At 40.7% G+C, this 26,204-nt stretch carries 22 protein-coding genes and 1 other RNA gene; 9 read left to right on the top strand and 14 right to left on the bottom strand.

Annotated features, from left to right (window positions below):
• Positions 1-10: 10 nt before the first annotated feature.
• Complete coding sequence (locus tag BFG52_RS10285) at positions 11-2,524, top strand: fimbria/pilus outer membrane usher protein (RefSeq protein WP_067555662.1); 2,514 nt, start codon at positions 11-13, stop codon at positions 2,522-2,524.
• Positions 2,521-3,573 carry a fimbrial protein gene (locus BFG52_RS10280; RefSeq protein WP_157758098.1) on the top strand — a complete coding sequence of 351 codons (1,053 nt, stop codon included), beginning with the start codon at positions 2,521-2,523 and terminating at the stop codon, positions 3,571-3,573. The genes BFG52_RS10285 and BFG52_RS10280 overlap by 4 nt, the downstream gene beginning before the upstream one ends.
• Positions 3,574-3,737: 164 nt before the next feature.
• Here the strand turns inward: BFG52_RS10280 and BFG52_RS10275 are convergent, their stop codons facing one another.
• The 6 genes from BFG52_RS10275 to BFG52_RS10250 all read right to left on the bottom strand — a co-directional run bounded on the left by BFG52_RS10275 (position 3,738) and on the right by BFG52_RS10250 (position 12,973).
• A complete protein-coding gene (locus tag BFG52_RS10275; RefSeq protein WP_228703741.1) occupies positions 3,738-5,525 on the bottom strand; it encodes a sensor histidine kinase in 1,788 nt (595 codons plus the stop codon).
• 77 nt (positions 5,526-5,602) lie between these two features.
• A complete protein-coding gene (locus tag BFG52_RS10270; RefSeq protein WP_067555652.1) occupies positions 5,603-6,286 on the bottom strand; it encodes a response regulator transcription factor in 684 nt (227 codons plus the stop codon).
• A 291-nt stretch (positions 6,287-6,577) separates the two neighbouring features.
• Positions 6,578-7,693 (bottom strand): hypothetical protein, encoded by a 1,116-nt coding sequence (locus BFG52_RS10265; protein ID WP_067555649.1) that lies wholly within the window; start codon positions 7,691-7,693, stop codon positions 6,578-6,580.
• Positions 7,694-7,706: 13 nt separating this feature from the next.
• Positions 7,707-9,968: a TonB-dependent siderophore receptor gene (locus tag BFG52_RS10260; RefSeq protein ID WP_081408682.1), complete on the bottom strand. Its 2,262-nt coding sequence runs from the start codon at positions 9,966-9,968 to the stop codon at positions 7,707-7,709.
• Between the two features lie 120 nt (positions 9,969-10,088).
• The gene (gene dnaB, locus BFG52_RS10255; RefSeq protein WP_067555646.1) at positions 10,089-11,528 is read right to left on the bottom strand and encodes a replicative DNA helicase; all 1,440 of its coding nucleotides are present in this window, start codon (positions 11,526-11,528) and stop codon (positions 10,089-10,091) included.
• A 614-nt stretch (positions 11,529-12,142) separates the two neighbouring features.
• Entirely contained in the window at positions 12,143-12,973 is an 831-nt protein-coding gene (locus tag BFG52_RS10250) for a YbgF trimerization domain-containing protein (protein WP_067555642.1), read from the bottom strand.
• Between the two features lie 320 nt (positions 12,974-13,293).
• Here BFG52_RS10250 and ffs point away from each other — a divergent pair.
• Positions 13,294-13,390: signal recognition particle sRNA small type (ffs, locus tag BFG52_RS10245), an RNA gene on the top strand.
• A gap of 232 nt (positions 13,391-13,622) precedes the next feature.
• On the opposite strand, the gene BFG52_RS10240 is transcribed toward ffs, so the two are convergent.
• The 4 genes from BFG52_RS10240 to BFG52_RS10225 all read right to left on the bottom strand — a co-directional run bounded on the left by BFG52_RS10240 (position 13,623) and on the right by BFG52_RS10225 (position 16,738).
• Positions 13,623-14,300 carry a regulatory protein RecX gene (locus BFG52_RS10240; protein ID WP_067555639.1) on the bottom strand — a complete coding sequence of 226 codons (678 nt, stop codon included), beginning with the start codon at positions 14,298-14,300 and terminating at the stop codon, positions 13,623-13,625.
• A gap of 82 nt (positions 14,301-14,382) precedes the next feature.
• Positions 14,383-15,432: a recombinase RecA gene (gene recA / locus BFG52_RS10235; protein WP_067555636.1), complete on the bottom strand. Its 1,050-nt coding sequence runs from the start codon at positions 15,430-15,432 to the stop codon at positions 14,383-14,385.
• A 182-nt stretch (positions 15,433-15,614) separates the two neighbouring features.
• Entirely contained in the window at positions 15,615-16,055 is a 441-nt protein-coding gene (locus BFG52_RS10230) for an RNA-binding S4 domain-containing protein (protein WP_067555633.1), read from the bottom strand.
• Between the two features lie 26 nt (positions 16,056-16,081).
• Entirely contained in the window at positions 16,082-16,738 is a 657-nt protein-coding gene (locus BFG52_RS10225; RefSeq protein ID WP_067555630.1) for an HAD-IA family hydrolase, read from the bottom strand.
• Positions 16,739-17,103: 365 nt separating this feature from the next.
• On the opposite strand from BFG52_RS10225, the gene BFG52_RS10220 reads away from it, so the two are divergent.
• Positions 17,104-17,958 (top strand): 3'(2'),5'-bisphosphate nucleotidase CysQ family protein, encoded by an 855-nt coding sequence (locus BFG52_RS10220; protein WP_067555627.1) that lies wholly within the window; start codon positions 17,104-17,106, stop codon positions 17,956-17,958.
• Positions 17,959-18,021: 63 nt separating this feature from the next.
• Positions 18,022-18,792, top strand: a complete 771-nt coding sequence (locus BFG52_RS10215; protein WP_067555624.1) for a histidine phosphatase family protein — start codon at positions 18,022-18,024, stop codon at positions 18,790-18,792.
• 244 nt (positions 18,793-19,036) lie between these two features.
• Here the strand turns inward: BFG52_RS10215 and rpsT are convergent, their stop codons facing one another.
• The gene (gene rpsT / locus BFG52_RS10210) at positions 19,037-19,303 is read right to left on the bottom strand and encodes a 30S ribosomal protein S20 (RefSeq protein WP_067555621.1); all 267 of its coding nucleotides are present in this window, start codon (positions 19,301-19,303) and stop codon (positions 19,037-19,039) included.
• Between the two features lie 390 nt (positions 19,304-19,693).
• On the opposite strand from rpsT, the gene rraA reads away from it, so the two are divergent.
• Positions 19,694-20,203 carry a ribonuclease E activity regulator RraA gene (rraA, locus tag BFG52_RS10205; protein WP_067555618.1) on the top strand — a complete coding sequence of 170 codons (510 nt, stop codon included), beginning with the start codon at positions 19,694-19,696 and terminating at the stop codon, positions 20,201-20,203.
• 86 nt (positions 20,204-20,289) lie between these two features.
• Here rraA and BFG52_RS10200 read toward each other — a convergent pair whose 3' ends face one another.
• Both BFG52_RS10200 and lpxO read right to left on the bottom strand, forming a co-directional pair.
• Positions 20,290-20,772: a hypothetical protein gene (locus BFG52_RS10200; RefSeq protein ID WP_067555615.1), complete on the bottom strand. Its 483-nt coding sequence runs from the start codon at positions 20,770-20,772 to the stop codon at positions 20,290-20,292.
• Between the two features lie 242 nt (positions 20,773-21,014).
• Entirely contained in the window at positions 21,015-21,920 is a 906-nt protein-coding gene (lpxO, locus tag BFG52_RS10195; protein WP_067555612.1) for a lipid A hydroxylase LpxO, read from the bottom strand.
• Positions 21,921-22,199: 279 nt separating this feature from the next.
• Here lpxO and BFG52_RS10190 point away from each other — a divergent pair, with 279 nt between their 5' ends.
• The 3 genes from BFG52_RS10190 to BFG52_RS10175 all read left to right on the top strand — a co-directional run bounded on the left by BFG52_RS10190 (position 22,200) and on the right by BFG52_RS10175 (position 25,144).
• The gene (locus BFG52_RS10190) at positions 22,200-22,451 is read left to right on the top strand and encodes a hypothetical protein (protein ID WP_067555609.1); all 252 of its coding nucleotides are present in this window, start codon (positions 22,200-22,202) and stop codon (positions 22,449-22,451) included.
• Between the two features lie 552 nt (positions 22,452-23,003).
• A complete protein-coding gene (gene cobT / locus BFG52_RS10180; RefSeq protein ID WP_067555603.1) occupies positions 23,004-24,056 on the top strand; it encodes a nicotinate-nucleotide--dimethylbenzimidazole phosphoribosyltransferase in 1,053 nt (350 codons plus the stop codon).
• 350 nt (positions 24,057-24,406) lie between these two features.
• Complete coding sequence (locus BFG52_RS10175) at positions 24,407-25,144, top strand: adenosylcobinamide-GDP ribazoletransferase (RefSeq protein ID WP_067555599.1); 738 nt, start codon at positions 24,407-24,409, stop codon at positions 25,142-25,144.
• A 290-nt stretch (positions 25,145-25,434) separates the two neighbouring features.
• Here the strand turns inward: BFG52_RS10175 and dsbG are convergent, their stop codons facing one another.
• A complete protein-coding gene (gene dsbG / locus BFG52_RS10170) occupies positions 25,435-26,178 on the bottom strand; it encodes a thiol:disulfide interchange protein DsbG (RefSeq protein ID WP_067555597.1) in 744 nt (247 codons plus the stop codon).
• Positions 26,179-26,204 lie beyond the last annotated feature (26 nt).

Genomic DNA, 26,204 nt, shown 5'->3' with positions numbered 1-26,204 from the left:
GGGGCAGTTCATGAAATTAAATAATCATGGCTTTATATTAAAAAGCTTGATGCATTATTGCCTTCTAACGGGTTTTTTATATACAGCAACTGCTTTTCAATATTTATATGCAGAATTGGAGGAGCAAGATGTTAATAACAATCCAACTGCTGAATTTGAAAGTAGTGCTTTGGTCGGCGGTGCACAAAATATAAATTTAGCGCAATTTGCCAAAGGAAATCCTGTACAGTTAGGAAAATATGAAGTCAATGTCTATATTAATAATAAATTTCATGGAAAAAAAGAATTAGAGTTTAAGCAGCACGGTGATGTTGTGGAGCATTGTTTTGAGTATGCAGAATTACAAGAACTATCCATTGATCTGCAACACGTTAAAATAAAAGATCAGCAGCAGTGTTTATTGTTATCACAATGGATTTCAGCTGCAAGTTCCTCGATGGATAGTAATAATCTACGTTATGACCTACAGATTCCACAAGCATATTTAAAACGGACATCGCGTGGTTATATTCCTTATCCTTTATGGGACCGTGGTATTAATGCGGCTTATGTCAGTTATAATTTTAATACCTTAGAAAGTCGTATTCATCATCATCAAGATAATCATAGTTATTTATCACTCAATACCGGTTTGAATCTTGCGGGATGGCAATTTAGACATAATGCTGTGGCACGGCTACAACGTGGTGAGCAGCTTGATTATGAAGGGCTTAATACCTATGTGCAGCGTGCATTTCCACAAATAAACTCTGTTTTAACGCTGGGTGAAAGTTATAGCCCTGGTGAGCATTTTAATAGTTTTGCTTTTACTGGGCTACAACTCAATAGCGAAGACCGTATGCTGCCTGAGACGGCAACAGGCTATGCACCCGTGATTCGTGGTATTGCCTATAGCAATGCCGTGGTTGAAGTTCGGCAAAATAAACAATTGATTTATCAAACGACAGTTAACCCCGGCGCCTTTGCCATTACTGATCTTTATCCGACCGGATCTGGGGGCGATTTACAAGTCACTGTCCGCGAAGCTGATGGTCAAACTCAACAATTTAATGTGCCCTATGCCAGCGTTAGTCAGTTACTACGTCCAAATCATTCACGTTATGCTTTGACGATTGGGCGAGTACGCAATGAACATTTGCTTGAAAAAGATTTTTTCTCACAATTGAGTTATCAACGCGGTTTAAATAATATTGTCACAGCATATGGTGGCGCAATCTATAGCGAGCATTATCAAGCTTTACAGTTAGGGAGTGCATTTTCTACTGTGCTTGGGGCCTTAGCCTTTGATGTGACACATGCTAGAACTGAATCATTACAAGCTGCGCAAAATAATTTAGAAGGGCAAAGTTATCGTTTAAGTTTTAGTAAAGCTTTAGCTGGAACGGGCAGTTTATTCAATATTGCTGCCAGCCATTATGCCACACGAAATTATTATCATTTTTCTGATGCCAATTTATATCAAGATATGCAGCGCAGAGGCAATGAGATGCTCGATAGCTCAAGGCAAAAAAATCAACTGCAATTATCTTGGAACCAAGAGCTTGGTAAGCAAGCTGGTAGTTTCTATTTAAGTGGCAGCTGGAATGAATATTGGGGAGATAGTCGCGCACAAAAAGACTGGCAAATTGGTTATAACAACCAATATAAACAGCTCAACTATAGTCTTGTCATGCAAAAAACTACCGATGTTCAAGGCAACCGAGATGAACAATATATGTTGATGCTGTCTTTACCACTACAAACAAAACAGCGTAATAGCTTAAACCTGATGCATGTGATCAGTGATGATGGCAATAATAGTAGTGTGAGTGGTCTTTTCGGTGCAGATCAAGCCTATAACTATAATGTCTCGGTCAATGATATTGGCTATACGCAATATTCTAGTGATGCACGCTTGCAATACCGAAGCCCCTATTTAAGCAGTGCTGTATTTGCCAGTGCGGGGCAAAATTATCATCAATACGGTCTCAATTTAACTGGAACCGTATTGGCACATCGTCAAGGGATTAGCTTTAGTCCTGAAATGGGACAAACCATGGTTTTGGTACAGGCAGATGCCGCAAAAGGGGCGCAGATTAAAAATACCACAGCACTTAAAATAGATCGTTGGGGCTTTGCAGTGATTCCCTATGTTTCTGCTTATCGCATGAATGAAATTTCAATCGACAGCAAAGATATACATGATCAAGTCGAATTATTATCGAGTTTAAAAGAACTAGTACCTTATGCTGGCGCCATTGCCAAAGTTGAGTTTAAAACCCAAAAAGGATTTTTGTTGTCTATTAAATCGAAACAAGCATCTGGTGCGCCTTTACCTTTTGCGGCACAAGTGTTTGATCAAAATAATCAAGTCGTGGGCGTGGTAGCACAAGGCAGTCAGTTGATTTTGCGCAGTGCGCTACATCAAGGTACGCTGCGTGTGAAATGGGGCGATGCTGCAACGGAACAGTGTCAGATACATTATCAGCTGGATGCCAATACACCGCATACAGGCTATCAAAAAATTGAGGTGCCATGCCAATGAACCACCTGCAAAAAATCATCAACACTGTTCAAAAGCTCAGCCCACAGCAGTATCTTATCCCCACTAAGTTTTTACTATTGGGGGGATTTTTTTCAGCTGCGACAGTTTGTTTGCAACAGCATAGTTTTGCAAATTGTGCCACATTGCCGGCACAGCATATCGCGAAGCAAATGACGCTTGATCTGGGACCTTTACAGATCAATCCCAATCTTCCTATCGGGGCAACGATTGCTGAAAAAGATATTCTCATCACAGAGCCAATAGAATGGTCAGCTTGTGAAGGTTTAGCAGAGATCACTGCTAAAATCACCCATGCTCAGCCGAGTGCTTATGATGCCAATATTTATCGTAGTAATATTGAGGGCGTGGGGATTGCGCTTAGCCTTATGAGCGCTGAAAAAACGTATCATTTGGCGGATCCCAATATTCGTTTTGCTGCAACAGCACTACAACATGCTACGCTTCGCGTAAGATTAGTAAAAACCGCAGCACAAACCGGCACGGGTTATTTGGCGGCAGGCTCTTATTTGAGTTTTTATGCCCCCAATCAAGCAGGGCGTCAGCAAGCTATTTTAAATGTCAATTTAATGGCTCAGCACAACAGCATTCAAAATGCCAGCTGCGATATAGATGAGCAGCACAGAGTATTATCAATTGATCTAGCTCCAGCATATCTTCGCGCCCGTGATACGGTGGGTACTATTTTGGCTGAGAAAACTTTTCAAATTAAATTAAACTGTGTGCAAAATAGTCAGTCTACACAAGCTGTCCATTTGAAATTTTATTATCAAGCGGATCAGCAAGCTGGGGCGCAAGGCGTGATTGCCAATAAAAAAGGTCGTGCATATGCACAAGGGGTAGGAATACAGTTACAGCGTGCCGATACGCAACAGCCTATTTTATCTGGTGAAAAAATCGCTATGACGATTAAGCCACAGCCTTATGCCCAGCCAGAGCTTGCAATTGATGCACGTTATTATCAAACTAGCGCTCAGGTGCGTGCAGGTTTGCTTTATGCCATCGCAACTTTCCAGATTGATTATCCATAGTTGAGCCATGGTGCTGTCACATAAGCACTCTATTCTTTGCAATACGGTACGCCAGCTTATTTGCGCTATATAACAAAAGAGCGCGCAGTAAGGCTAAAAGTCTATATTTAAAGCTTATATCTATATTTAACTATCTATATTTAACGCTTATATTTGACGAGATCTTAGGTCAGTTGACGTTTTAAATGGACTTGAATCATTGTTTGTCCCATCGCATGTTCGATTTTAAGTTCCCCAGCTATTCTCTGTACGCGCATACGCATACTATGCAAGCCTACATGTAGCCCCGCTTCAACATCATTGAGGTCAAAACCAATACCATTATCGATAATGGTTAAGATAAGTTCCTGCTGATTGGGCATTTGCATATCTACAGAAACTTGAGTAGCTTGGCTATGTTTAACAATATTGGTTAAGGCTTCTTCAGTAACACGTAACAGGCTAAGACTTTCTAAGGCATTGGGAACAAAAAGCCAGTTTTCAGGTAATGACCATGTCGATTCGATATTTATTTCCTCAAATATTTGGATATATCTGCGACGTAGTGAGGCTCCCCAAAGGATCGGGGTTTCAGGTACTTTATTATGAATACTAGAGCCCGAATCGATAATCTGTCGAAGGTCGTCGCGAAACAGTTTTAAAATTGACATAAAATTCTGTTTACCAAAATGCTCGGCTTTATCGACCATCACCATGGAGCGAACCAAAGAGCCACCTAAACCATCATGTAATTCATGGGAAAGATGCAGTCTTTCTTGCAGTCGAATATTATCTAATTCTAGGCGATATTTACTTTGTAAGGAGTGTTCTAGCTCTGATTTAACCTGCTGAATTTTCATGGCCAGTTCATGGTTAAAACTTTCAATACGACGAATATTTTCTGCAAGGCGATGTCCCAAGGCCAAAGAAATCGTCAATGCCAATAATGGCGCTGCAAGCGCTCCGAGCATGATTTCATCAGTCGATTTGCTGAAGAGGCGATATAAATCGTGTGCGGCAATGAAAATAAACGACAATAATATTATGGCCAATACCCAAATATTACGTTTTTTTGCGCGATAAGCGATCGATTGATAAAATATACAATTAATGAAAAATAATAAATTAGCACTCATAAAGGTAATGATGCTGATAAAAACATATAAATGATCTGGTAGCCCGATTAAGTTGCAGATTAAAATAACAGTAATGACCCAGAGTATTCGTTCGGTCTTTTTAAAAGCTTTATTGGCAAAGCGCCAAGTAAAGATTGTAAAGCAGGTCATATAAATACAATAAATACTCAGGTTAAGCCGAGCGTTCATTAAGGTTGTTAGCCATGATGGAATATGGGTAATGAGGGTATTGGATATAAAAGCCATCCAAAGAAAGCAACAAATGGCAAACCAACCAAAGACGCTATCTTGGCGTCGAAATAACCAGATTAAAAAACATAAACTACCAAAGACCATGGTAATTATTAGATTGATAAAATGTAATGTACGATGCCGAAAGAGATAATCTTGGTAGAGTGCATGAATAGCATGTGGTGCACCAATTTGTATTTTACCGATCCCTGGGCTTTGTGTGGCAACACCGACAACTTTAATGCTGAGCTCATTGAGACCATCACGATAATAATTTTGCGGAAAGCTCCAATAACGAGGTGTATTCCAACTACGAGATAGCGGTTCGGTGAGCGATTGATCTGTCCAAAGCAGATGATGATTTAAGTACACCTGACCAGCCATATTAATACTATTAATACTCAAGGCGATCATTTGGTTGGGAGCATGGCATTTTTGTTGCCAGCGTAGCCGATACCACACCGTACCGCTATAACCTCGCCAGCGTTTTTCCCAATAATCGGGGAGCTCTACATCGACCCATTGCCGTTGTGATGGGATGGCATGATCTTTCGCTGCTTGTATTTGGACAATATCGATTTGACAATTTAACCCAGCGCTATGCACTAAATTTGTCGTGCTTGCATAGCTGCTGGAAAGACTAAAGTAAGCGTATAAAATCAAACAAACATAAAATAATCGATTTAATCGAGTAAGCCGAGCGATCTTGCGGTATCGATGGCTTTGGTGCGTGTACATACTGCGAGTTTCCGATAAATATGTTTGATATGAGATTCAACGGTATAACGAGAGAGAGTGAGTTGGTCTGCGATTTCTTTATTGCTGAGCCCGGTTGCAACCAAGGCTAAGATTTCATATTCACGTTTGGTGAGTAACTTTTCGTGGTTGGCTGTGGTGACTGTGGGAGTATGCTTTTGATATTCTAAATCGAGCTGTTTTAAAATTTTTTGTGCAATAAATGGATCTATCGGTGCGCCACCACGTAGTACACTGCGAATAGACATCATGACCTCAAGATCATCACGTTCTTTTAAAACATAACCTGTGGCGCCAGCTTTTAAAGCTTCGAGTATGGCATCTTCAGTGCTCCATGCCGAAATGACCAAAATTGCAATACTGTCATCATAGTTTTTGAGGTGCTGTATAAAAGTATTGCCATTGCCATCGGGTAAACCAAGATCCACCAAGGCTAAGGAAGCCGAGTTTTTATCTAATAAGTTTTTAGCTTGTTGAATATTTTGCGCAAACAGTAGATTACTGGCGTGATAGCCGATATCTTCCAAGATCTCTCTTAAACGATGTTGCATGAGCGGTTCATCTTCAAGAATGATGACGGGCACTGGGAGTTGGAGATCGACTGGTGACATGTATTATATTTCACAATTTAACATTTTTATTAATGTGCATTAAGCAGCTTTTTGAAGCTATCCCTAGAACTAGGTATTTATAACATTTTTAATAACTTTTAACTATAATTTTTTTAAAAACAGCATATTAGTTTTAATATTATCTGGCTGGTGTGGTGTGTTTGCCACAGCGCTTTGTTTATAGAGTAGTCCCCAAAGCTTGCCCCTCAAGGCATCGCGATTTACTCATCTGCGTAGTAGATCGCGGTATGGTTTGCGTTGAGGAGGATGTCAAGCGTCAAGGTTTAAGATTTAAGGCGATAAGATAAACGCGGGTCGTGCACCGGTGGTTAAACTGCGTTGTGTACGCGGATGGCTGAGGCATAAGGTTTCATACGCTGCGCCAAGACCTGAGTACCAAGCACCGCCTGCTAAAAACATACGCTCACCATAATTGCGTAAATAAACCTGGGCATCATTTTTCAGGTTGGCGCGTGGCGCTAAGCCCAAGGCACGCAGTAACGGCGGAACTTCGCTAGAAATGGATGGATGTACACTGATCTCACGAAATAATCCATCCATAAGCCCAGCCGCATTGATATTATCCGCAATCGGACCTGCTCGATGAATAATCTCAGTATTTAAGATGGGTGTGCCAGCATTGCCTTCTGGTTTCAGTTCTGCGGCATCATATTTACTACTAAGTGCATGACCGGGTGCGACTAGATTGCCATCGATGAGATTCACTGCCATCCAAGCCTTGGAATGTACCGATACATCAGCATGGCTGGCATTGTTGTCTGCAATGATCTGAATCTCGCCATCAACCAGTCGAAGACCTGCTTGCCATTCCCAGATATTGCCACATAAATCGGCAATACCATAAGGGCTATGATCATGCCGCCAATGCTGTGGACCACTACCGGTATAAGTGGCAGGATTACCGTCAGGATAATCTAAAAAACCATGATCAATACGCTGACCATGTTGGCTGGGATCCACAACACAGTGACCATTTTCAGTATTGCCATATTGTTGCCAGCCTTGTTGCTGACACCAGAGCATGAGTAGGGCACGTTCCGCATTGGTACTAAGATGCCAGCCCTGACCATTGGCACGGGCCACCTGAACGGCTGTGTCAAAATCGATATATGCACCCGGCTCAAGCCCGGGTTGACTGACCAATTCTCCGTCTTTGATCACACCATTATAGCTGCCATAGAACAAGGCATCGCAGACCTTATCATTGACAATGAACGCTGGGTGCGGACCTTGACCTAAGTCATCGCCAAGATCTTCACAACGCAACATTGGAATAATATTCATATAGCTAGGCTGACCTTTTTGCGTATAGAGTACCGTCTGTTGCCCATTTGATTCTCGTTCGACTTTGTTCCTTAAAGCATCTCTTTGTAAAATAGTGACCATTGCACGGTTCTCCTTACCAGTTATAACTGAGGCTAGCACTGACGACACGATCTTGCCCGATAAAGCAATACATCTGCGAGGTACAACTTGCGACATATTTTTTATTGGTTAAATTACTTACATTAAAAGATGCTTTGCTGCCGGTTAAAGTATTGGACAGTTGTCCCAAATCATAATGTAGCGCCAAATCAAATAAAGTCGCATCAGGCACTTTAAAGCTATTGACAGGATTTCCCCAGCTGGAACCCAGATAACGCACACCAAACCCAACTTGTAATCCTGCCAGCGCCGCTTGGTCAAAACGATAATCAAGCCAAGCAGATGCGCTATGTTTTGGCGTTTGGGTCAGACTTTTTCCTTTATAGTTGGCATCTTGCGTGAGTTCATTATCGAGGTAGACATAGCTTGCCATGAGGTTTAATTGTTGCATGAGCTGCGTGGTGGCTTGCAGTTCAATTCCGCGTGATCTGACTTTACCTGATTGTGTCCAATAGCCTAAGTGTTCAGTATCTGACGTTTTGACATTTTCTTGGTCCAATTGGAAAACTGCAGCACTGAGTAGTGTTGCTGCATCACTAGGTTGATACTTGATTCCAATTTCGGCTTGTTTTGCTTCAGTGGGTGAGAAAGCATTGCCGTTATAGTCATTGCCCAAAACGGGATCAAAAGATGTGGCATAACTGATATAGGGAGCAATACCGAGGTCAAAGACATAATTTAAGCCAATGCGACCACTCCATTGTGTATCGCGTTGACGGCTACTGTGCCAAACAGGCGTATAGTTACGCGATTCATCATCGAGTGTCGACCAATCATGCCGCCCACTGAGGGTTAAACGCCATTTTTGATAAGCAATCTGATCTTGCGCATAGACGCCTACACGGTCAAATTCTTGACGTACATTGTAGGGCCAGTTGTTCATGCTGTCAGAAAAGTCGGGTTGAGCATGTGGGCGATAGTCATTGGGGGCAAAGGGATTGAAGGGAATTGGGTTCATACGATAAGAGTCATTGTTGATTTTGCCATGCGCATAATCAACACCGAGCAATACTTGATGTTGCCAGTCACCCCATGTAAATTTTTTCGCTACATTATTGTCAAATTGGAATGTGCGAGAGTTAGAGGGAGCAAGACCATAGGTTCCCTCAAACCATAACTGACCGTCACGGTCTTGATAGCCATATACGGTTGTTCTTTTGGTATCTGAATTAATGTACATATAGCGAAAATTACTGTTTAAGCTCCAGTCATTTGCAAATTTATGCGTAAACAAAGAACTTAAAGAATGTTGTTCGCGTGAGGAGCCATTAAAATCCACATCATTAAAATTACGATGGCGATTGACTTGAGCATAGGGACTACCATCTAAGCCAAGTGCGACAGCAGGTAAGCTATTATAGTCTGGAATTTCAGGTTCATCTGAGTAGGTTGCCAGCACGGTCCAGGTGGTTTGATCTGATGGTTTCCAAGTTATGGCGGGTGCTAAATAGACTCTTTTGTGTCGCATGTCTTCGACTTGCGTTTGGCTATTGAGCCCTGTAGCTGTAAAACGGTACAGCAGCGAAGCATCCTTATTTAAAGCACCGGTACTGTCTAAACCAATTTCATAACGATTGAAATTGCCGGCTTTTAGAAATACTTCATGGGCGGACTGTGCTTGTGGTCGACGGCTGACTTGGTTGACCACGCCACCGCCAGTACCTTGTCCATAGAGCACAGAAGAAGGGCCTCTTAAAACTTCAACACGTTCTAATGAATATGCATCAATTTGTGGTGACCATGTAGAAACATTACTGATCACTCTTAAACCATCAAGATAATAATCAGCATCAATTCCGCGAATACGCGTGATATCCAATTGACCGCCGAAACCACCAAAACGCTCACTATTCGCACCTGCTGTATAGCGTAAAGCTTGGCTGGTACTTGCCGATGGTTGAGTATCCATTTGCTCTCGTGTCACAACAGAAATGGATTGTGGTGTTTCTAATAGGGTAGTTGGCGTTTTAGTACCAATCATTGAGCCCTTTGCGACATATGCTTCAACAGCATTGGCAACTGGGGTTGTTTCTGCAGAAAGGCTAATGACAGGAAGTTGCTGAATATCATCTACTGCGGTCGATGTTGCATCGTTGTTGGAGAATGAATTATTTGCTGCATGAATTGTATTACACCCCATACAAATCATCAGAATAGACAAAGCAAGGCTATGTTGAACAGTTTTAAAACGATACTGCGGTGTGATCGTTGTTTTTGCAAGGGCATTAAAAGTCATGATTTAAGCCAATATAGAGATTGAGAAGTCTGAAATTGGGATTGTATATATCGACCGACCGTCGGTCAATATAAATCGCAATAAGAATTACTTTCAATTAACTTTTATAGCTCAGTCTATTTATTCATCATCATCGAATTGGTTGTAGTACTCGGGTGAGAGATTACTAAAACGTGTGTATTGCCCTTCAAAGGCTAGACGAACTGTACCAATTGGACCATTACGTTGTTTACCAATAATAATTTCCGCCGTTCCAGCTTCTTTAGACTCTTTGTTATAAACTTCATCACGGTAAATAAACATGATTAAGTCGGCGTCCTGCTCGATTGCACCAGATTCACGTAAGTCCGACATTACAGGGCGTTTATTGGGGCGGTTCTCTAATGAACGGTTGAGCTGAGAAAGCGCAATAACAGGGCAGTTCATTTCTTTGGCTAAGGCTTTTAAGCTACGAGAGATTTCAGAAATCTCGGCAACACGGTTATCGCCTAGACCGGGTACTTTCATTAATTGTAGATAATCGACCATGATACAACCGAGTTTGCCGCCATGTTGTTTGGCAATACGGCGCGCGCGCGCGCGAACTTCCGTCGGGGGGAGTGCCGATGAATCATCGATATATAAGTGTTTTTCTTGTAGTTGCAGAATGGTTCCGGTTACTTTAGACCACTCTTCACCATCTAATTTACCGGAGCGTAAATGACCCTGATGGACTTTACCATAGGCTGAAATCAAACGCATGGCGATTGAGTCGGCAGGCATTTCCATAGAGTAAACCAACGCCGGTAAGTCGCAGTTAAATAGCACACTTTCCACCAAGTTCATGGCAAAAGTGGTTTTACCCATAGAGGGACGTGCTGCAACAATGATTAAGTCACCTGCTTGCATCCCAGAGGTTTTATTGTCTAACTCTAAGAAGCCTGTGGTTAAACCGGTAATATTACCTTCCATTTGAGACAGTTCATTGAGTTTATCAAATACATCTGCAACAACTGAGGTAATGGGTTTAGGACCTTGCGCTTTAGCATTGTTATTGTGTTGTTCGGCAATAGAAAAAATATTGGTTTCAGCAAGATCTAAAATTTCACTGACTTCGCGTCCTTTGGTGTCATATGCGTTCTGTAAAATCTCATTGCCGACTTTGATCATATTGCGTAAAGTCGCAAACTCACGGATTTTATTGGCATAAATTTCTAAATTATAAAAACTGGCAGGAGAGTCTGCCATGAGTTGCATGAGGTATTCTTCGCCGCCCATGCTTTCCAGTAAGTTTTGTTTGATTAACCAGTCATTGACCAAGACGGCGTCATAGGGAGAGTTTTCTTGTGCAAGTTTTTCGATTGCACGAAAGATATATTTATGCCGTGTTGCATAAAAATCATTTTCATTCAGAATATCGCTGACCTGTTCAAAAGATTCAGCTACCGTCATTAATGCTGCCAAGACCGCTTGTTCAATCGCTAGATTATGCGGGGGCGTACGAAATTCTTTTAATGTCGTTGGGTTATTGTTGTTTGCATTAAAGGGGATACTGGGGGTAGTAGCCGTAGCCTGAGACATAGAAGACCTTAATTGAAAACAAAATATTAGAAACCATAAGCGACAGTGAGACTGTCTTTTACCCAGTATCGATCAAGCCAAAGACTCAGCATAGATAAAATAGACTGAGCATAATCATGGCTAGATTTTGTGTTTTAAGTCATCTATTTGATGGATGAAAATTCAACAGCAATTGAATAGGGTTTGCTTATCTTAAAGCATATTGTTCTAAGTTCATAACTGAAAAAAAAGATCATGAGTTAATTGCTGATAAACTCTACCAGCATGCGTGACTGCTTCACTCGCTCAACAGCGCATCTACTCTAAGTATTCAGTTTGATAGTAATTTTGCTTGAGGCGTTTGCGCATGTCTAGGAACTGTTGATTTTCAAACTCATGGTCTGATGTAGTGAAATATAAGAAAATATCTTGTTGAACGTGGCTTAGAAAGAACTTTTCATGTGCTAATTGTTCTAGAACACAGATACAACATTCAAATAATTTTGTGCTAAAAACATCAAAGGCATCATCATCCAAGCGTACTAGGGGTGTGCACAGTTGTGTTGCTCGATTTCTATAAATAAAAACCGCAACATGCTATCTGTTGCGGTATAAAACATCACAACCAGAATGGTCTATTTTTTTAGATAGCCCGCTTCCTCAGACTGTGGATAAGCGCTTAAAAGTTTATTTTTATAGACCTTTGCGGTTGCAGCATTATGCTCGACATCTTGCGCAATACTATAGAGCTGATATAGGGCACGTGGTGCTTTACCTGAGTTTGGGAATTTAGCCGCAACGACTTCATAGTTTTTCTTGGCTTCGGCATATTTGGGGGGATCAATCGCTAAATTAAATTCAGCTAACCAAAAATAGGCATTACCGGTGTATTTGCTATTGGGATAATTTTTTATAAAGTTTTGCATTGGAGCGATGGCTTGTTTTGCTCCACCTTTTTTATAGGCATCTAAAGCGACGGTATAGGCTGCTTCTTCGAGTTGCTGTGGATCGCTGGTATTGCTGGCTTGGGCAATTGCCGCGGGAGATTGTGCGGTGGTTGGCGCAGCGTTAGATGTTGACTCTGTATGGGGCTGAGCATCGGCATCAATCACTTCTTCTTGCCCGTCATTGCCTTCATTGGGGTCAAGACGTTGTTGTAATAGTTCTAGTCGCTGATCTAGATCGGTATAACGGTTGGTTAATTCTTTATTGAGTTGCTCAATTTGGTGATCTTGTTCTTCTATCTTGCCGCGTAATTCACGAATCTGATTTTCTAAATCCTGATTTTTTTGCAGTAAATCCCAATTTAGATTGCCAGCAACTGGTGCGCCGGGGTTATTTGTGCTTTGGGCACTTCCACCAGCCTGACTTAAACCGCGAGATTCAATAGGAATAGCATAAGCACTGCTGCAGAAAGAGATTCCTGTGAGCAGTGCGATGGACAAGAAGAGTTGTTGTTTGTGCATGGTCTAAAACCTATTCGATTGATTTTTATTTTATGATCTATATCAAATCAATAACATAGAGCATATAAACCTATTCAGCTTGGCTCATTTAAAACGGCTCGCTTTAGAAAATCAAGACTAATTTACAATGTTCATGCAGAAGCATGATACCGAGATAAGATCAAATCTATATTTCAATTGCCGCATAGTGTACATAAATAAAGCACTTATATTCAAATTGTTGATCAATTAAACAGATGATTGCTAAAAGCATTTAAATCCTGAATTTGAACTTGCAACTTTATGAAAAATCTCTATACTTTGTCCTGCAATGGTAGCCCTACTGGTGGTTTCGCAATTGTACTCTGTGAACCCCGCCAGGACCGGAAGGTAGCAACGGTAGCAGATCTATGATGTGCCGGAATTTTGCTAGTAGGGTTGCCACCATATATCTATATTGCAACTATCTTAAAAATTGCAACTATCTTAAAACTTAGAATTATCATGAGATATAGCGATCAAAAAATCACTTCAAATTATATCCATAAACGTCATTTTCTCTTTGCAAATTCTTGCATTTTAATTCTCTAAAAGTTTGCTTAGATCATTGATTGTTTCTAGGGTTTAGTCTTTTTGTTTGTCTAATCTGATCAGCGTGATGATAGGCATTTTAGGATTCTGGGAGGCGTTGGATTGCGGCAAAAATCGTTTCTAAATGAAAACCTCGATATTGTAAAAAACGAATTTGTTTAGCTTTTAATTTCGGTTCTGTTGCAACTTCAAGACCAAATTTTTTACATTTCAGCTGATAGGCCTGTTCTAACCAATCGATTTCTTGCAAATCATCTGCAATTAACTGCTGGTCTAGATGCTTTTTGTGCAGGGCTTGTTTGATACGCTGAGGTCCTTTTCCCTGTCTGAGTTGACTATTTAGTGTCATCTCCGCAGTACGTTGGTCGCTTTGATAATGACTTTGCGCCAGTTCTTCAACTAATTCGAGTACTTCATTACGATTGTGTGCACGCAACAATAGCTTTTCGATCAGCTGTTGTTTTGAGTATTCTTTACGCGCAATGACGGCGAAAGCATAACTGCGTAGACGACTTCCGGTTAAACCTTCAGTGCCAAGCGCTTGATTTGGCTGAGTAGTAGATACATTGGCACTATGCTGTGTAGAAGATAGTTGTGTAGAAGATGGTGGTGTTGAGCATGGCTGCTGTGTAGAGGGGAGTGCCTTAGAGTGTGGTTGCGTGGAGGCTGTAGCGTGATGCTCTGTGTGTTCAAGCTGTTGTAGAGCTTGCTTAAGTTGTTGGTAATCGATGAGTTTATTAAATTTTGCATTTGACATGAGGTTAAACCTATTTCCGCTTTGCTAAAAGCAGACTGAGTGTGAAAAACGCCCGAAAGGGCGTTCTCTCATATAGATCTTTTTAGGCGTCGAGTAAATCGCCGTCTGCGACAGGTTCTGCTGGGCTTTCTTCTGCAGGTACGGTTTTGGCGAGAAGCTGGTCGCGAATCATGCGATCTAAATCTTGTGCAAGCTGTGTATTTTCTTCTAGATGACGGATGGCATTGTTTTTACCTTGACCAATTTTGCTGCCTTGATAAGAATACCAAGCACCTGCTTTTTGTACCAATTCTAGCTGCACCGCCAAATCAACCAACTCTGCAAGATGATTGGTTCCTTTACCATACATAATTTGGAAGAGCGCTTCTTTAAATGGAGGTGCCATTTTGTTCTTAACGACTTTGACTTTGGTTTCGGAACCTACAATTTCATCACCCTCTTTTACTTGACCAGCACGGCGTATATCTAGACGTACCGAAGCATAGAATTTAAGTGCATTCCCCCCAGTTGTTGTTTCTGGGCTACCAAACATGACTCCAATTTTCATACGAATTTGGTTAATGAAAATGACCATACAGTTGGAGCGTTTGGCGTTACCGGTAATTTTACGTAGGGCCTGACTCATAAGACGAGCCTGTAAGCCCATGTGGGAGTCACCCATTTCACCTTCAATCTCGGCACGTGGTGTGAGTGCTGCAACAGAGTCGACCACGATCATATCAACCGCACCAGAACGCACTAACATATCTGCGATTTCTAAAGCTTGTTCACCATGGTCAGGTTGAGAAACCAAGAGGTTATCAATGTCTACACCCAGTTTGCGGGCATATTGTGGATCTAAGGCATGTTCAGCATCGATAAATGCACAGGTACCACCCTTTTTTTGACATTGTGCAATGGCTTGCAGCGTCATGGTTGTTTTACCTGAGGATTCTGGACCGTAGATTTCGACAATACGACCTTTGGGCAAACCACCAATGCCTAAGGCAATATCTAAGGTTAGGGAACCTGTTGATATTGCTTCAACCGCTTGTACAGTATTTTCACCTAAGCGCATGACTGTATTTTTACCAAATTGTTTTTCAATTTGACTTAATGCGGCATTGAGCGCTTTGCTTTTATTTTCATCCATCTTGTAACCTCAAAAACAATATTTATCACAAATAATCTAGGTGGATGCCTGAGTTTGATGCTGTCGTCCACGGCAATTATAGTGACAGAAAAAAAAGAGAGTTTCTAGCATTTGTTGTTACTTGGCGACATCTGGTGTCGCAGTAACTGGTCGTCGTAACAATGAATTGGCTTGATATAAAATCAAGAGCGATTTTCATCCTCAGGATCTTTGCCAATATATTGATATTCTTGTTGAAACTTATGAATGTCGCGACGTTGTTTTTTATTTGGACGATGTTCAGGTCGTGCCAAGTTATGCAATTTTCGTTGAGCACTATTCAACTCGCGACGGGTAATGCTGTCGGCAGTTTCCTCATAAAGCAATTGGGCTATAGGCGCAGGTCCGCGACTATTAGACAGTCCCTTGATCAAAACTGTTTTTTTATCAAAACCTTGTTGGATGGTGATTTCCATACCAACCCGTATTTCTTTAGATACTTTGACCCGTTCACCGGCATGATGTACTTTGCCGCCTTCAATGGCTGCCTTTGCCAAAGAGCGAGTTTTAAAAAAACGGGCAGCCCATAACCATTTGTCTATGCGTAGACTTTCTGGCGCTTTCAGTTCTGTATTTGAGGACATTCTATCTCTTATATACGTAAATACTGTTATAGATTTAGATAATCGAGCAATTCAGATAAATGCTCTAAGGCTGGATAAACAAGTTCGCTGCTGCTTCGTGGAGCACTGCTAGAAGAGGGTTGTACAATACTAAACAACTGCGTGATACCATTTTTTTCAGCTTGCTGTAGTACAGCCAAATTATCATCGACTAGTATAACCTGAGCTGGATCAAATGGGTGATGAAGTTGTAGTTGTTGCCAGAAACCGGCTTCTTCTTTGGGGAAACCATATTGCTCACTACTTACAATGCATTGAAAGTAGGGGCTTAGTCCTGTTTGTGCGAGTTTTAATTTAAGACTGGCTTGATCGGCATTGGTGAGCAACCATATTGGGATTTCTTGCTGCTTTAAGCTATCGAGTAAAATTAAACAATCGCGACGTAGTTGGATGTGTTGACGGTGTTGTATTTGTAAAGCGAGTGCGTCTACGCCAGTTTGTTGTTGCCAGAACCGTGAGCTATACCAATTGAGGCTATGTTTGTGTTGTGAGTAAAGTTGTTTTAAAAATCGATGACTTTCTTCTAGGTGGCATTGCTGTAGAGCCGCATGTTGTTGCGGCAAAATACTTTCCCAAATCATATCGTCAAAAGCTAAATCTAAAAGGGTACCATCCATGTCAAATAGAATAGTCAGATCTCTCATTCAAGTTTTCTCAATATTTTATAAAGTTTGAAATTGTAGCGACATAATAAATCTAGACAAGCAATAAGGGAGGTATTGAGCAATAAAGATAAAATCAAAGCAATAAGGACGGCTGTTTATTCGGTCGCCTTAAGTGGGAGTAAATTTGATTTATCTGTAGTCGTTTGATGTTGCGAGTAAATTTTCAGTTGCTGTGTCTGCGCTATTGAAGTCTGCACGATTAAAGATTGTTGAATAGATGTTTTTTTTCATTTTGAAAGAGTTGCACCCATCATACAACTTTGGCAGTATGAATGTGCGAATACACCATAACATATACCTACGTATTTATTGCGGTTTACATTGGATGTCATAAGGTTTTGCCCATGTTTATAACGACTCAAGCTCCTCAAGATCCACAAATTCTTAGCCTAATACCGATCATGGCGCAAGCCAGTGCGATGTTATTTGATGAATACCAGAACTATTGTGCGGGAGGTGAGGGCTTTTTGATTGATCATAAAGAAGATCAATCACCAGTTACGCAAGCAGATTTAAAAATAAATCAATTTATCTTAAAAGAACTGGCACAGCATGATCCACGCCTTCCTGTGTTATCAGAAGAAAGCGATCATAGTGAGCGTTTAAATTGGTCACAATGTTGGATGCTAGATCCACTAGACGGCACAAAAGAGTTTATTCATCAAAGAGATGAATTTACCATTAATTTGAGTTTAATCCATGAGCATCAAACGATCTTTTCTATGATCGCTGTGCCTTGTGAGCATGTGATTTACTTGGGGTATTTAACAGAGACACCTTATAAATATGATTATGAGCAACATAATTGGTCACGTCACTGTAAATATAAGCAACAGCAACAAGATGCGGTGCAAATTGGTTTAAGTCATCGTAGCAAGCACGCACATTATCAAGAATATTTAGATTTAATTGCACAAGAACAACCCGTGATTCGGCGTGAGGCGGGGAGTGCCTATAAATTTTGTATGATGCTAGAAGGTGAAATCGATATTTATCCACGGTTTCACCCAACCTCTGAGTGGGATACCAGTGCCGGTCAAGGTTTGTTAGAGAGTATTGGTGGTGGCTTGGTAGATTTATCTGGGCGACCATTTACTTATAATCAGCGCGATAGTTTATTAAATTCTGGCTTCATTGCTTTTAGGGGGGCTGAGAGCCAAGCCTTGGCACTCAATGCTTTAGAGCAACTGGCATTGTAAAGGCTTGGGTTCGTAACAGAATAGTGTATATTGAAGAACTTTACGGTGTTTGGAGTTTGGCCCATGCTAGACCAGCTGTTGCCGCCCAGTATGTTTCAATCCATTGCATTATTACCACAGGCAGATATGCCTGTGACTTTGCTCACGCGTCATTCGATACGTGAGTTAGCCAATGGTCAGGGGCTGGCGGGATATAATCTACAGCTGACTGAATCTGGTCGCAATTTGGCATATGCATGGGGTGCATATTTGTTGCAGCACAGTGATCGTTATATCGCACAGTGTATATCTAGTCCCATTCAGCGTTGTTTGGATACAGCAAGTCTCATGATTGCCGGTGCAGCGCAACTGGATGAAACACAGGCTTTTGAAGATATCCAGCAAGACGCCAATATTGATATTGTGGAACAGGGCTTACTGGTAGAGCCTGGCAGCTTTGTGGTCGATATTAACCAAGCGGCGCCTTATTTTCGTGCTCAAGGTGCATTGGGTTTTATGAATAGTTTTATTCGTCATGATTTGCCCGGTATGAAGCATCCGATCCGTGGCGTATTAGATATTTTGGAATTATTATATAAACAATCTTGTGATCAAGCACATCGTTTAAATTTAGCAGTAAGTCATGACACGATCTTAGCGGCTTTGATTGCAGTTATTGCGGGACAACAACAAATTTTGCCGCAAGACTGGCCAGAAATGATGGAAGGTTTATTTATATGGTTCGAAGGTGATTATTTTGCGGATGCTGAATTACATTGGATTTGGCGAGCAGAACATCATCAGGTGAGTATTGCTCATTTATTGCAACAGCTTAGGGTTGCTCCAGTTGATTAAAATAGTAGTTTATTCGAATATTGATTGATAGGATCGCTATTCATTAAAATCGTTATTCATTAAAATCGCCATTGAGTAAAATAACCATTCATTAAAATAGTCGCTGATTAGAAAATAGCAGGCGTATATAATATTCAATATTTTAGAGAGTTAAATATTGGGGTTGAAATTATTGTTAGCCAAGTGGTTTAAGAATTTTAGCTACAAAAAAAGCCCATAAGAGGGCTTTTTTAGTGACATCAAATTATTGCGCTAGGGCTTTAACTTGAGCATTCAAACGGCTCTTATGACGAGCAGCTTTATTTTTGTGGATGATACCTTTATCAGCCATACGATCGATTACTGGAACTGCTTTGCTATAAGCTTCAGTTGCAGTAGCGTGATCGCCAGATGCGATAGCAGCGATAGTACGTTTGATATAAGTACGAACCATTGAACGCAAGCTTGCGTTATGTTTGCGTGCTTTCAAATTTTGACGAGCACGTTTTTTAGCTTGAGCAGAGTTTGCCACTCGTGCACTCCTTGAAATTGGTTGGTCTGGGCGGGCTGAAATTACAACTGAAACCACTTTCAGAAGAATGGTCACCAGCCCGTAAACAAGTGCCATATTGTGATTAAAGAGAGCGCGGAAGTCAAGTCTTGTGATAGTTACAGCATGATTTGAAAGACACAAATTTGTATATAAAAGCTCTACTTGTCATAAATATCAGCGCATTGCTTTAAAAACAAGCATTCATAAGTTGGTGTAGTTGCTGCGTAGCAAGCATAAATCATCTGTTGCTTGTTGGATAATAAGGTCGATATCAATTGAAAAAATGTACATTATCACGTTGCAGTTAAAGTTATGGAATTATGCTAATTTAACGGCACAACAGAGTAATAGATAAGGAGATATATAAAGATGACCAAGCCAGCATTTGTAACGTGTGATCTATTGGATGATCATCCAACAACCGCAATTCAAGTTTTAACCCCGTCGCTTGATGGTCGTTTTTTTCAAAGTTATGGCGCGCGTAAAAGCTTTTATGGCGAAATCGTTACCGTCAAATGTTTTGAAGACAATTCGCGGGTCAAAGAAGTTTTGGCAACAGATGGACAGAATAAAGTGTTGGTGGTCGATGGCGGTGCATCAATGCGTTGTGCATTGATGGGTGATATGATTGCTGAATCAGCGCTAAAACATCAATGGTCTGGGGTGATTATTTATGGTTGTGTGCGTGATGTAGATGCATTGGCAGAGCTAGATTTAGGTGTGCATGCTTTGGCTGCGATTCCGCAAAAGAGTAATCGTCAAGGCATAGGGGAGTTGAATGTTGCATTACGCTTTGGCGGAGTAACATTTAATCCTGGGCATTATATTTATGCGGATAATAACGGTATCCTTGTTAGTGCCGAAGCATTGCTAAAATAAAAGATATTTATTTGAGCAATCAATAAAGCAATAATCCCTGCCACTGGCAGGGATTATTGCTTAAACTTGATTTGGAATCTCAAAGATTATTTTTCATTTTCCAAGTCGCCTAAATAACCTTTTAAGAAGGTCAGATAAGCAGAAGACTGACGTCCATCTGCGCCTAATACCACGCGATCAATATCGCCTTTGTTGGTGACGAGATTTAAATCGATTTGTTTGGCATTACGGAATGAGTTTAAGAAACTTACCGGTACATAAATTGCGTTACTTGAGGTTTTAATTGCCTCACCACTGACGTGGGTGGGCTGAATTGTCGAGTAGGCATAGGTTTGACCGTCTACAATGAAATTCAGTTGTTTGATGTCATATGCTTCTACTGCTTTAATTTCGGTTGAGATTTTAAAACCATTACGTTTTTCTTCATTCCAACCTAAAGACAGTTCAGGGCATACTTCGTCTACAGCACAAATAAGTGGACCCTTGGCAACAACACGTTCTGGATATGAGCCAGCACATGCACTGAGTAAAGCCGTCAGTGTAGCAAGCATTGCAAGTTGAAGTTTCATGTTCTACCTGTGAAGTAAGTTTGTTATTAGAAAATGACCAGCAGATTTTAATTTAACGTTTTATATCGCAAAAGGAAATAGCAATAGCGCATAAAAGCTAAATATCTTGTGGTTTTCCTAATCATTGGCGTAGATTATATAGCAGCAAGCAAATGATATGATCATCTCCTATAATCATCGAGATCATTATAGGAGAATAATAGCGTGCTTGTGATCATCAGAATATGATAAAAGCATGTCTTTTATAAAAAAGCAGGTACAAAAATAATGGCAAATAAAATGGTAAAGAGTGTCCATTTATATAGATAATATTTTTTAGGATTTTCTGCTTTAATTTCACGACCTTTGGCATGTACTGCATATAAATATTTAAATACACGGTTAATACCACCGGTACGGTCTTGATCATCATTGGGTGAGCTGGCGGCTGACATGACATTACGACCAAACCATGCATTAAAAGATTGTGCCCATCGCCATTTCATTGGACGTTCAATATCACAAAATAAAATAATACGTGTTTGTTCGGCTTTATTTTCTGCCCAGTGCACATAAGTTTCATCAAATAAAGTGGCTTCACCATCGCGCCAACTATGACGTTCTTGATCCACTTCAATAAAACAACGGTCATCATTGGGGGTAGATAAACCTAAATGATAACGAATTGAGCCAGCATAAGGATCACGGTGTTTACCTAAATAACTCCCAGATGGCAGTTCGGCAAACATGGCCGCTTTTACACTAGGAATTTTTTCAAGTAAAGCAACTGTTTGAGGACAAAGTTGCTGTGCAGAAGGGTGGCTTGCTTGGTACCATTTTAAATAAAATCGTTTCCAACCACGTTTAAAGAAGGTATTAAAACCAGCATCATTATTGCTTTCAGCCGCTTTAATCTGATTCTGCAATTGTAGTGCTTCATCACGAATGACTTGCCAATTTTCTTGCAGAGCTTTGAGCTCAGGAAAATCTTCAACTGAATAAAAAGGTTGATTCGGTAAACGTGAAAAGCCAGTCATAAACATATTGACAGGGCCGAGGAAGGTAGAGTGATCAAATAGCTGTCGAGAAAATTTAAGTTTTTCTTTACCGTGACTATGTGCATATATCACACTAATAATAAATATGGATACAATAATTAGCGCATACATAATACGTCATATATTCAATTTCTAATGAGATGAGCAATTTTACCCTATAAACTCAGTCAGGTAGCAGCTTATTCTGGCTAAATATTGTAAATGATCATCGACTCAGCAAAAGCCTTCGTTGATAGCCTTGATGGCGATGGCACATGACGGGTGGCGCCGTAAAAAAGCTGAACTGCTGTAAAATGCAGCAAAAGAATATTTTATAGCAAGATTACGCTGTTTCTTTGGATTAAACCTGATATAACTAAAAATAAAGCTTATGTAAAAAGAGTGAGCAGGATGAAAACAACTGTAAAATATATGGTTCTAAAGAGTAAAGACTACCAGTTAGGCACGCCATTATTTGAAGAAAGTTTGGATGCGGATAGTGATTATTTTACTCAAATCCCAGCCATTATCCATTATCAAAATCACGCCTTCCAAGTTAAATCAAAAGAATTGGTGCATAAACAGATTTTTGATGATTTTGAAGAGTCACAAACTATTTTAGTTAAGGTTATCGCTTTGGCAGAAGATTTTGTAAAAGACTAGATTCAAAAGGATAAAATCGAGGATAAAACGTAGTAAGGCATCGTGATGGATTGACTTGCTACGTTTGCTCGCTGGCTACGCTACTCATATGTTGTTAGGTGATGGGTCATATGTGGTTAGTTAGAAGGCGAGCTGGACACAGAATTATTTACATCCTCTTTACAGGTTCTTATTTACATCCTCATCCTCCTTGACCCCCTCATTTGATATTTTGCTGCGGCATATTTGAACAAGCTTTTTCCGTGATGCCGATGGCTCTATTCTTTGTGAAAAACGATTTCTAAAAACACTTTTTATTATTTTATTTTCTATATACCCCACAGTATGATTCGCTATACGATACTGCATAGATTTATATATTTCGAATACCCATCGCATAAACATAACCTAGCTTCTTGTCACTCGCGTATAGTTAAAACGACAATTTCAATCATGCACAGCGTTGCACATCACACAGAGCAGTAGTTGTTTAAAAAATGGTGTTCAAGCATTTTATTGATTTAAAGAAAATGATCTTCTGCAGCAAAAATTTAATTTAAAAGGGAGTTAAAGATGAAATGGTGGCAACAAGCTTGTCAGAAACCGAATAATCTGACACGACAACAAGCAATACAACATCAATTACAATTGACCAAACCCGCTGGTGCTTTGGGGGAATTAGAAAATATTGCTATACAATTGGCAGCGCTACAGGCCACAGTACAGCCGCATGTGGATCAGATTTGGATTTGCATTTATGCAGCTGATCATGGGGTAGTTGCTGAGAACATCTCAGCTTATCCGCAGCAAGTTACACGACAAATGTTAAGTAATTTTGCGCATGGTGGAGCGTGTATTGCGGTGATGGCGCGGCAATATCAAGCCCATTTAGAAGTGATTGATTGCGGCATTGTTGGTGCAGCAGTTGATATCACAGGCGTAAAACGTTGTGCTGTTGCATCTGGTACGGCAAATTTTACTCAGCAAGCTGCGATGAATATTGCACAATGTGAGCAAGCTTTAAGTATTGGCTATGACAGTGTTGAGCGTGCGATACAAGCGGGTAGTGACCTCTATGTGGCTGGTGAGATGGGGATTGGCAATACTTGTGCAGCGACCGCACTGGCTGGTTTGTTATTAAAACATCCCGCTGCGGTTTTAACCGGACCCGGTACTGGTTTAAATGCAGATACGTTACAACATAAAATTGCAGTGATTGAGCGAGCAATCGCTTTACATGCACCACGCGTCGGTCAGGACGCTTTACAGATACTCGCCGCCGTGGGTGGTTTTGAAATTGCGGCAATGGTGGGGGCTTATATTCGTTGTGCACAACGTGGTTTAGCCGTTGTAGTTGATGGTTTTATTAGTACAGTTGCTGCCTTAATTGCAGTACATTTAAATTCAGCGGTCCGACCATGGTTGATTTTCGCACATCAATCCGCAGAACCTGGACATGCCTTGGTACTAGAAGCACTGAATGCACATGTTTTATTGAAACTCAATCTTCGCTTAGGCGAAGCCAGTGGGGCTGGTGCCGCGTTGGGTTTGATTCGTTTAGCATGCTTGTTGCATCAACAAATGGCGACGTTTAGCCGCGCTGAAGTAGATCAGTCGCTTCAGTAAAGAAAGCAAACATGACAATTTAAATCGTATATAACGCAATACCGATCATTGATTTTTATCTAGGTGGCAGAGCAGTAAAGCTATTGTGTCATTGCGTCAAAAAATACAGCTCTACAGTGTTGGTCATGTCTTGTTAATTGTTGAGGGGAGTGTTATTAAGCTATTGAAGTTTCTGTTTTTAGATTAAGCATTCCATGCAGCAACAAAATGCAGCAATATGCTGTAATGTAGCCATAGTTCAAAGAGATGATTTTGAATTGACGTGTAAGTAAAAGGGATTTTATCTGATTTTGTTGGCGCAGCATGTAACTAAATAGAGGTCGCTCGCCTAAACATATAGAGAATAGAACATGAAAGCATTTCTGGTTGCGCTACAGTTCTTGACTACCATTCCGATTCGGCTGAAACAAGCGCCGAGTGAACTGCAACAAGCAGCTTCTGTTTTATTTTATCCTGTGATAGGCATGATTATTGGGGCTTTACTTTTTGCAGTAGCCTATCTCTTGCATCCATTGCCTATTATTTTATCTAGCACACTCTTATTGGTGTTGTGGGTGCTGCTCACGGGTGGGCTGCATTTAGATGGTTTAGCCGATACCTGTGATGCGTGGATGGATGGCAATGCTGATCCTCAACGCCGTTTGTCGATCATGAAAGATCCACACTGCGGTACTATGGGGGTGCTCAGTTTAATGATGCTGTGTCTATTAAAATGGTCTGCACTTTATGTGATATTGGCACAACATCATTTGAGTTTATTGATTATTAGTCCTGTTCTAGGGCGTGCTGCTGCAATGTTACTTTTACTCACGACAGAATATGTACGTGAAAGTGGTTTGGCAGCTGCCATGAGTCAACATTTACATCAGCTGGCAACCAGTACTATTTTATTATTGTGTATCGCTTTTTCAGTCTTGTGGAGTATCGGAGGATTGATTGCCATAGGTGTTTTAACGCTATTTACCTGTTTATTGCGTGCTACATTTATAAAGCGTTTTGGTGGTATTACAGGGGATACTTTAGGGGCGAGTATAGAAATAGCTGAGGTGGTGGTTTTATTCACCATGTTGATTTACCTCTTATCATGACATTTACTTATCATGACATTTATTAGCTTTTAACCGCTTAGCTCTTAACTGATTGGCTTTTAACGAATATTATTGCTTGCTCAACGGGTGGGCTTTACTTCATTCGAGATGACGTTATGCATTGACGTTAATATCTAGGGCTGACTATTCGTGTATTCAACGATTTTGTAATGGTTGAGTGTAATAACTGTGAGAGAATATTTATCCTTTGGAGCGTAAAAGCTCGGGGTATAAATATTCTCTAGGAACAGTGTTTAAGCGTAGTGGCTAACAGCAGTATCTAGGATGAATTATTGGAAAATATCTTTAGGATTTTGTGGCAGCCCATCCATACTTTCAAGTTGACCTTGGGCATTTTTCCATAGCATCGCTGGTGTTGCATAGAAGCCATATTTTTGCATCAGTGCTTCATTAGCATCTAATTGCTGTTCGATTTTTGCTGGGATTTTTGCCATTGTTGCAATATTCTTTTTCATTGCGCTTTGGTTATATTGTTTAAAAAGTGCCGCAGGATCTTTGTGACTCAAGAGCGTTGCAGCTTGACCACGACTAGTGTCACGAATGACACCAACCATAATATGTCTTAATTGCACTTTTCCTGCATCAACCCAAGGGCGAGCTTGTTGCCAAAATTGATAACAATAGGGGCAATTTACATCGGTAAAAACATAAACCACTTTGGGGGCATCGGCTTTACCATCCAAAATCCAAGTTGAGTTTTCGAGATTTTCCCAGACTTTATCGAGCACAGCAGATTTTGCATGCTGCTGAATGGCTTGTTCGGTTAAATCTTCGTTGTTGGCGTTCATCAAACTACCGACAATATAATATTTCTGATCATTGGAAATAAAGACCGTAGAGGGGTAGTCATCTTTCAGGCCAACCCAGCCCTCTAGGCCCGCTGGCGCAGGTATTTTTTCAATGAATTGATAACCTTGTGCTTGCAGTTGTTGTTGCAGTTTGGCATTGGAAGCCATTACAGTACTGGTTGTAGCGATCAAGCTTAGTGTGATTAAAGATTTTATCAGTCGCATGATGTCTCTCATCTGTGGTAAGAAAG

It is taken from the genome of Acinetobacter larvae (genome assembly GCF_001704115.1).
GTDB classification, from domain to species: domain Bacteria; phylum Pseudomonadota; class Gammaproteobacteria; order Pseudomonadales; family Moraxellaceae; genus Acinetobacter; species Acinetobacter larvae.
This window is presented reverse-complemented; position numbering and strand designations above follow the sequence as displayed.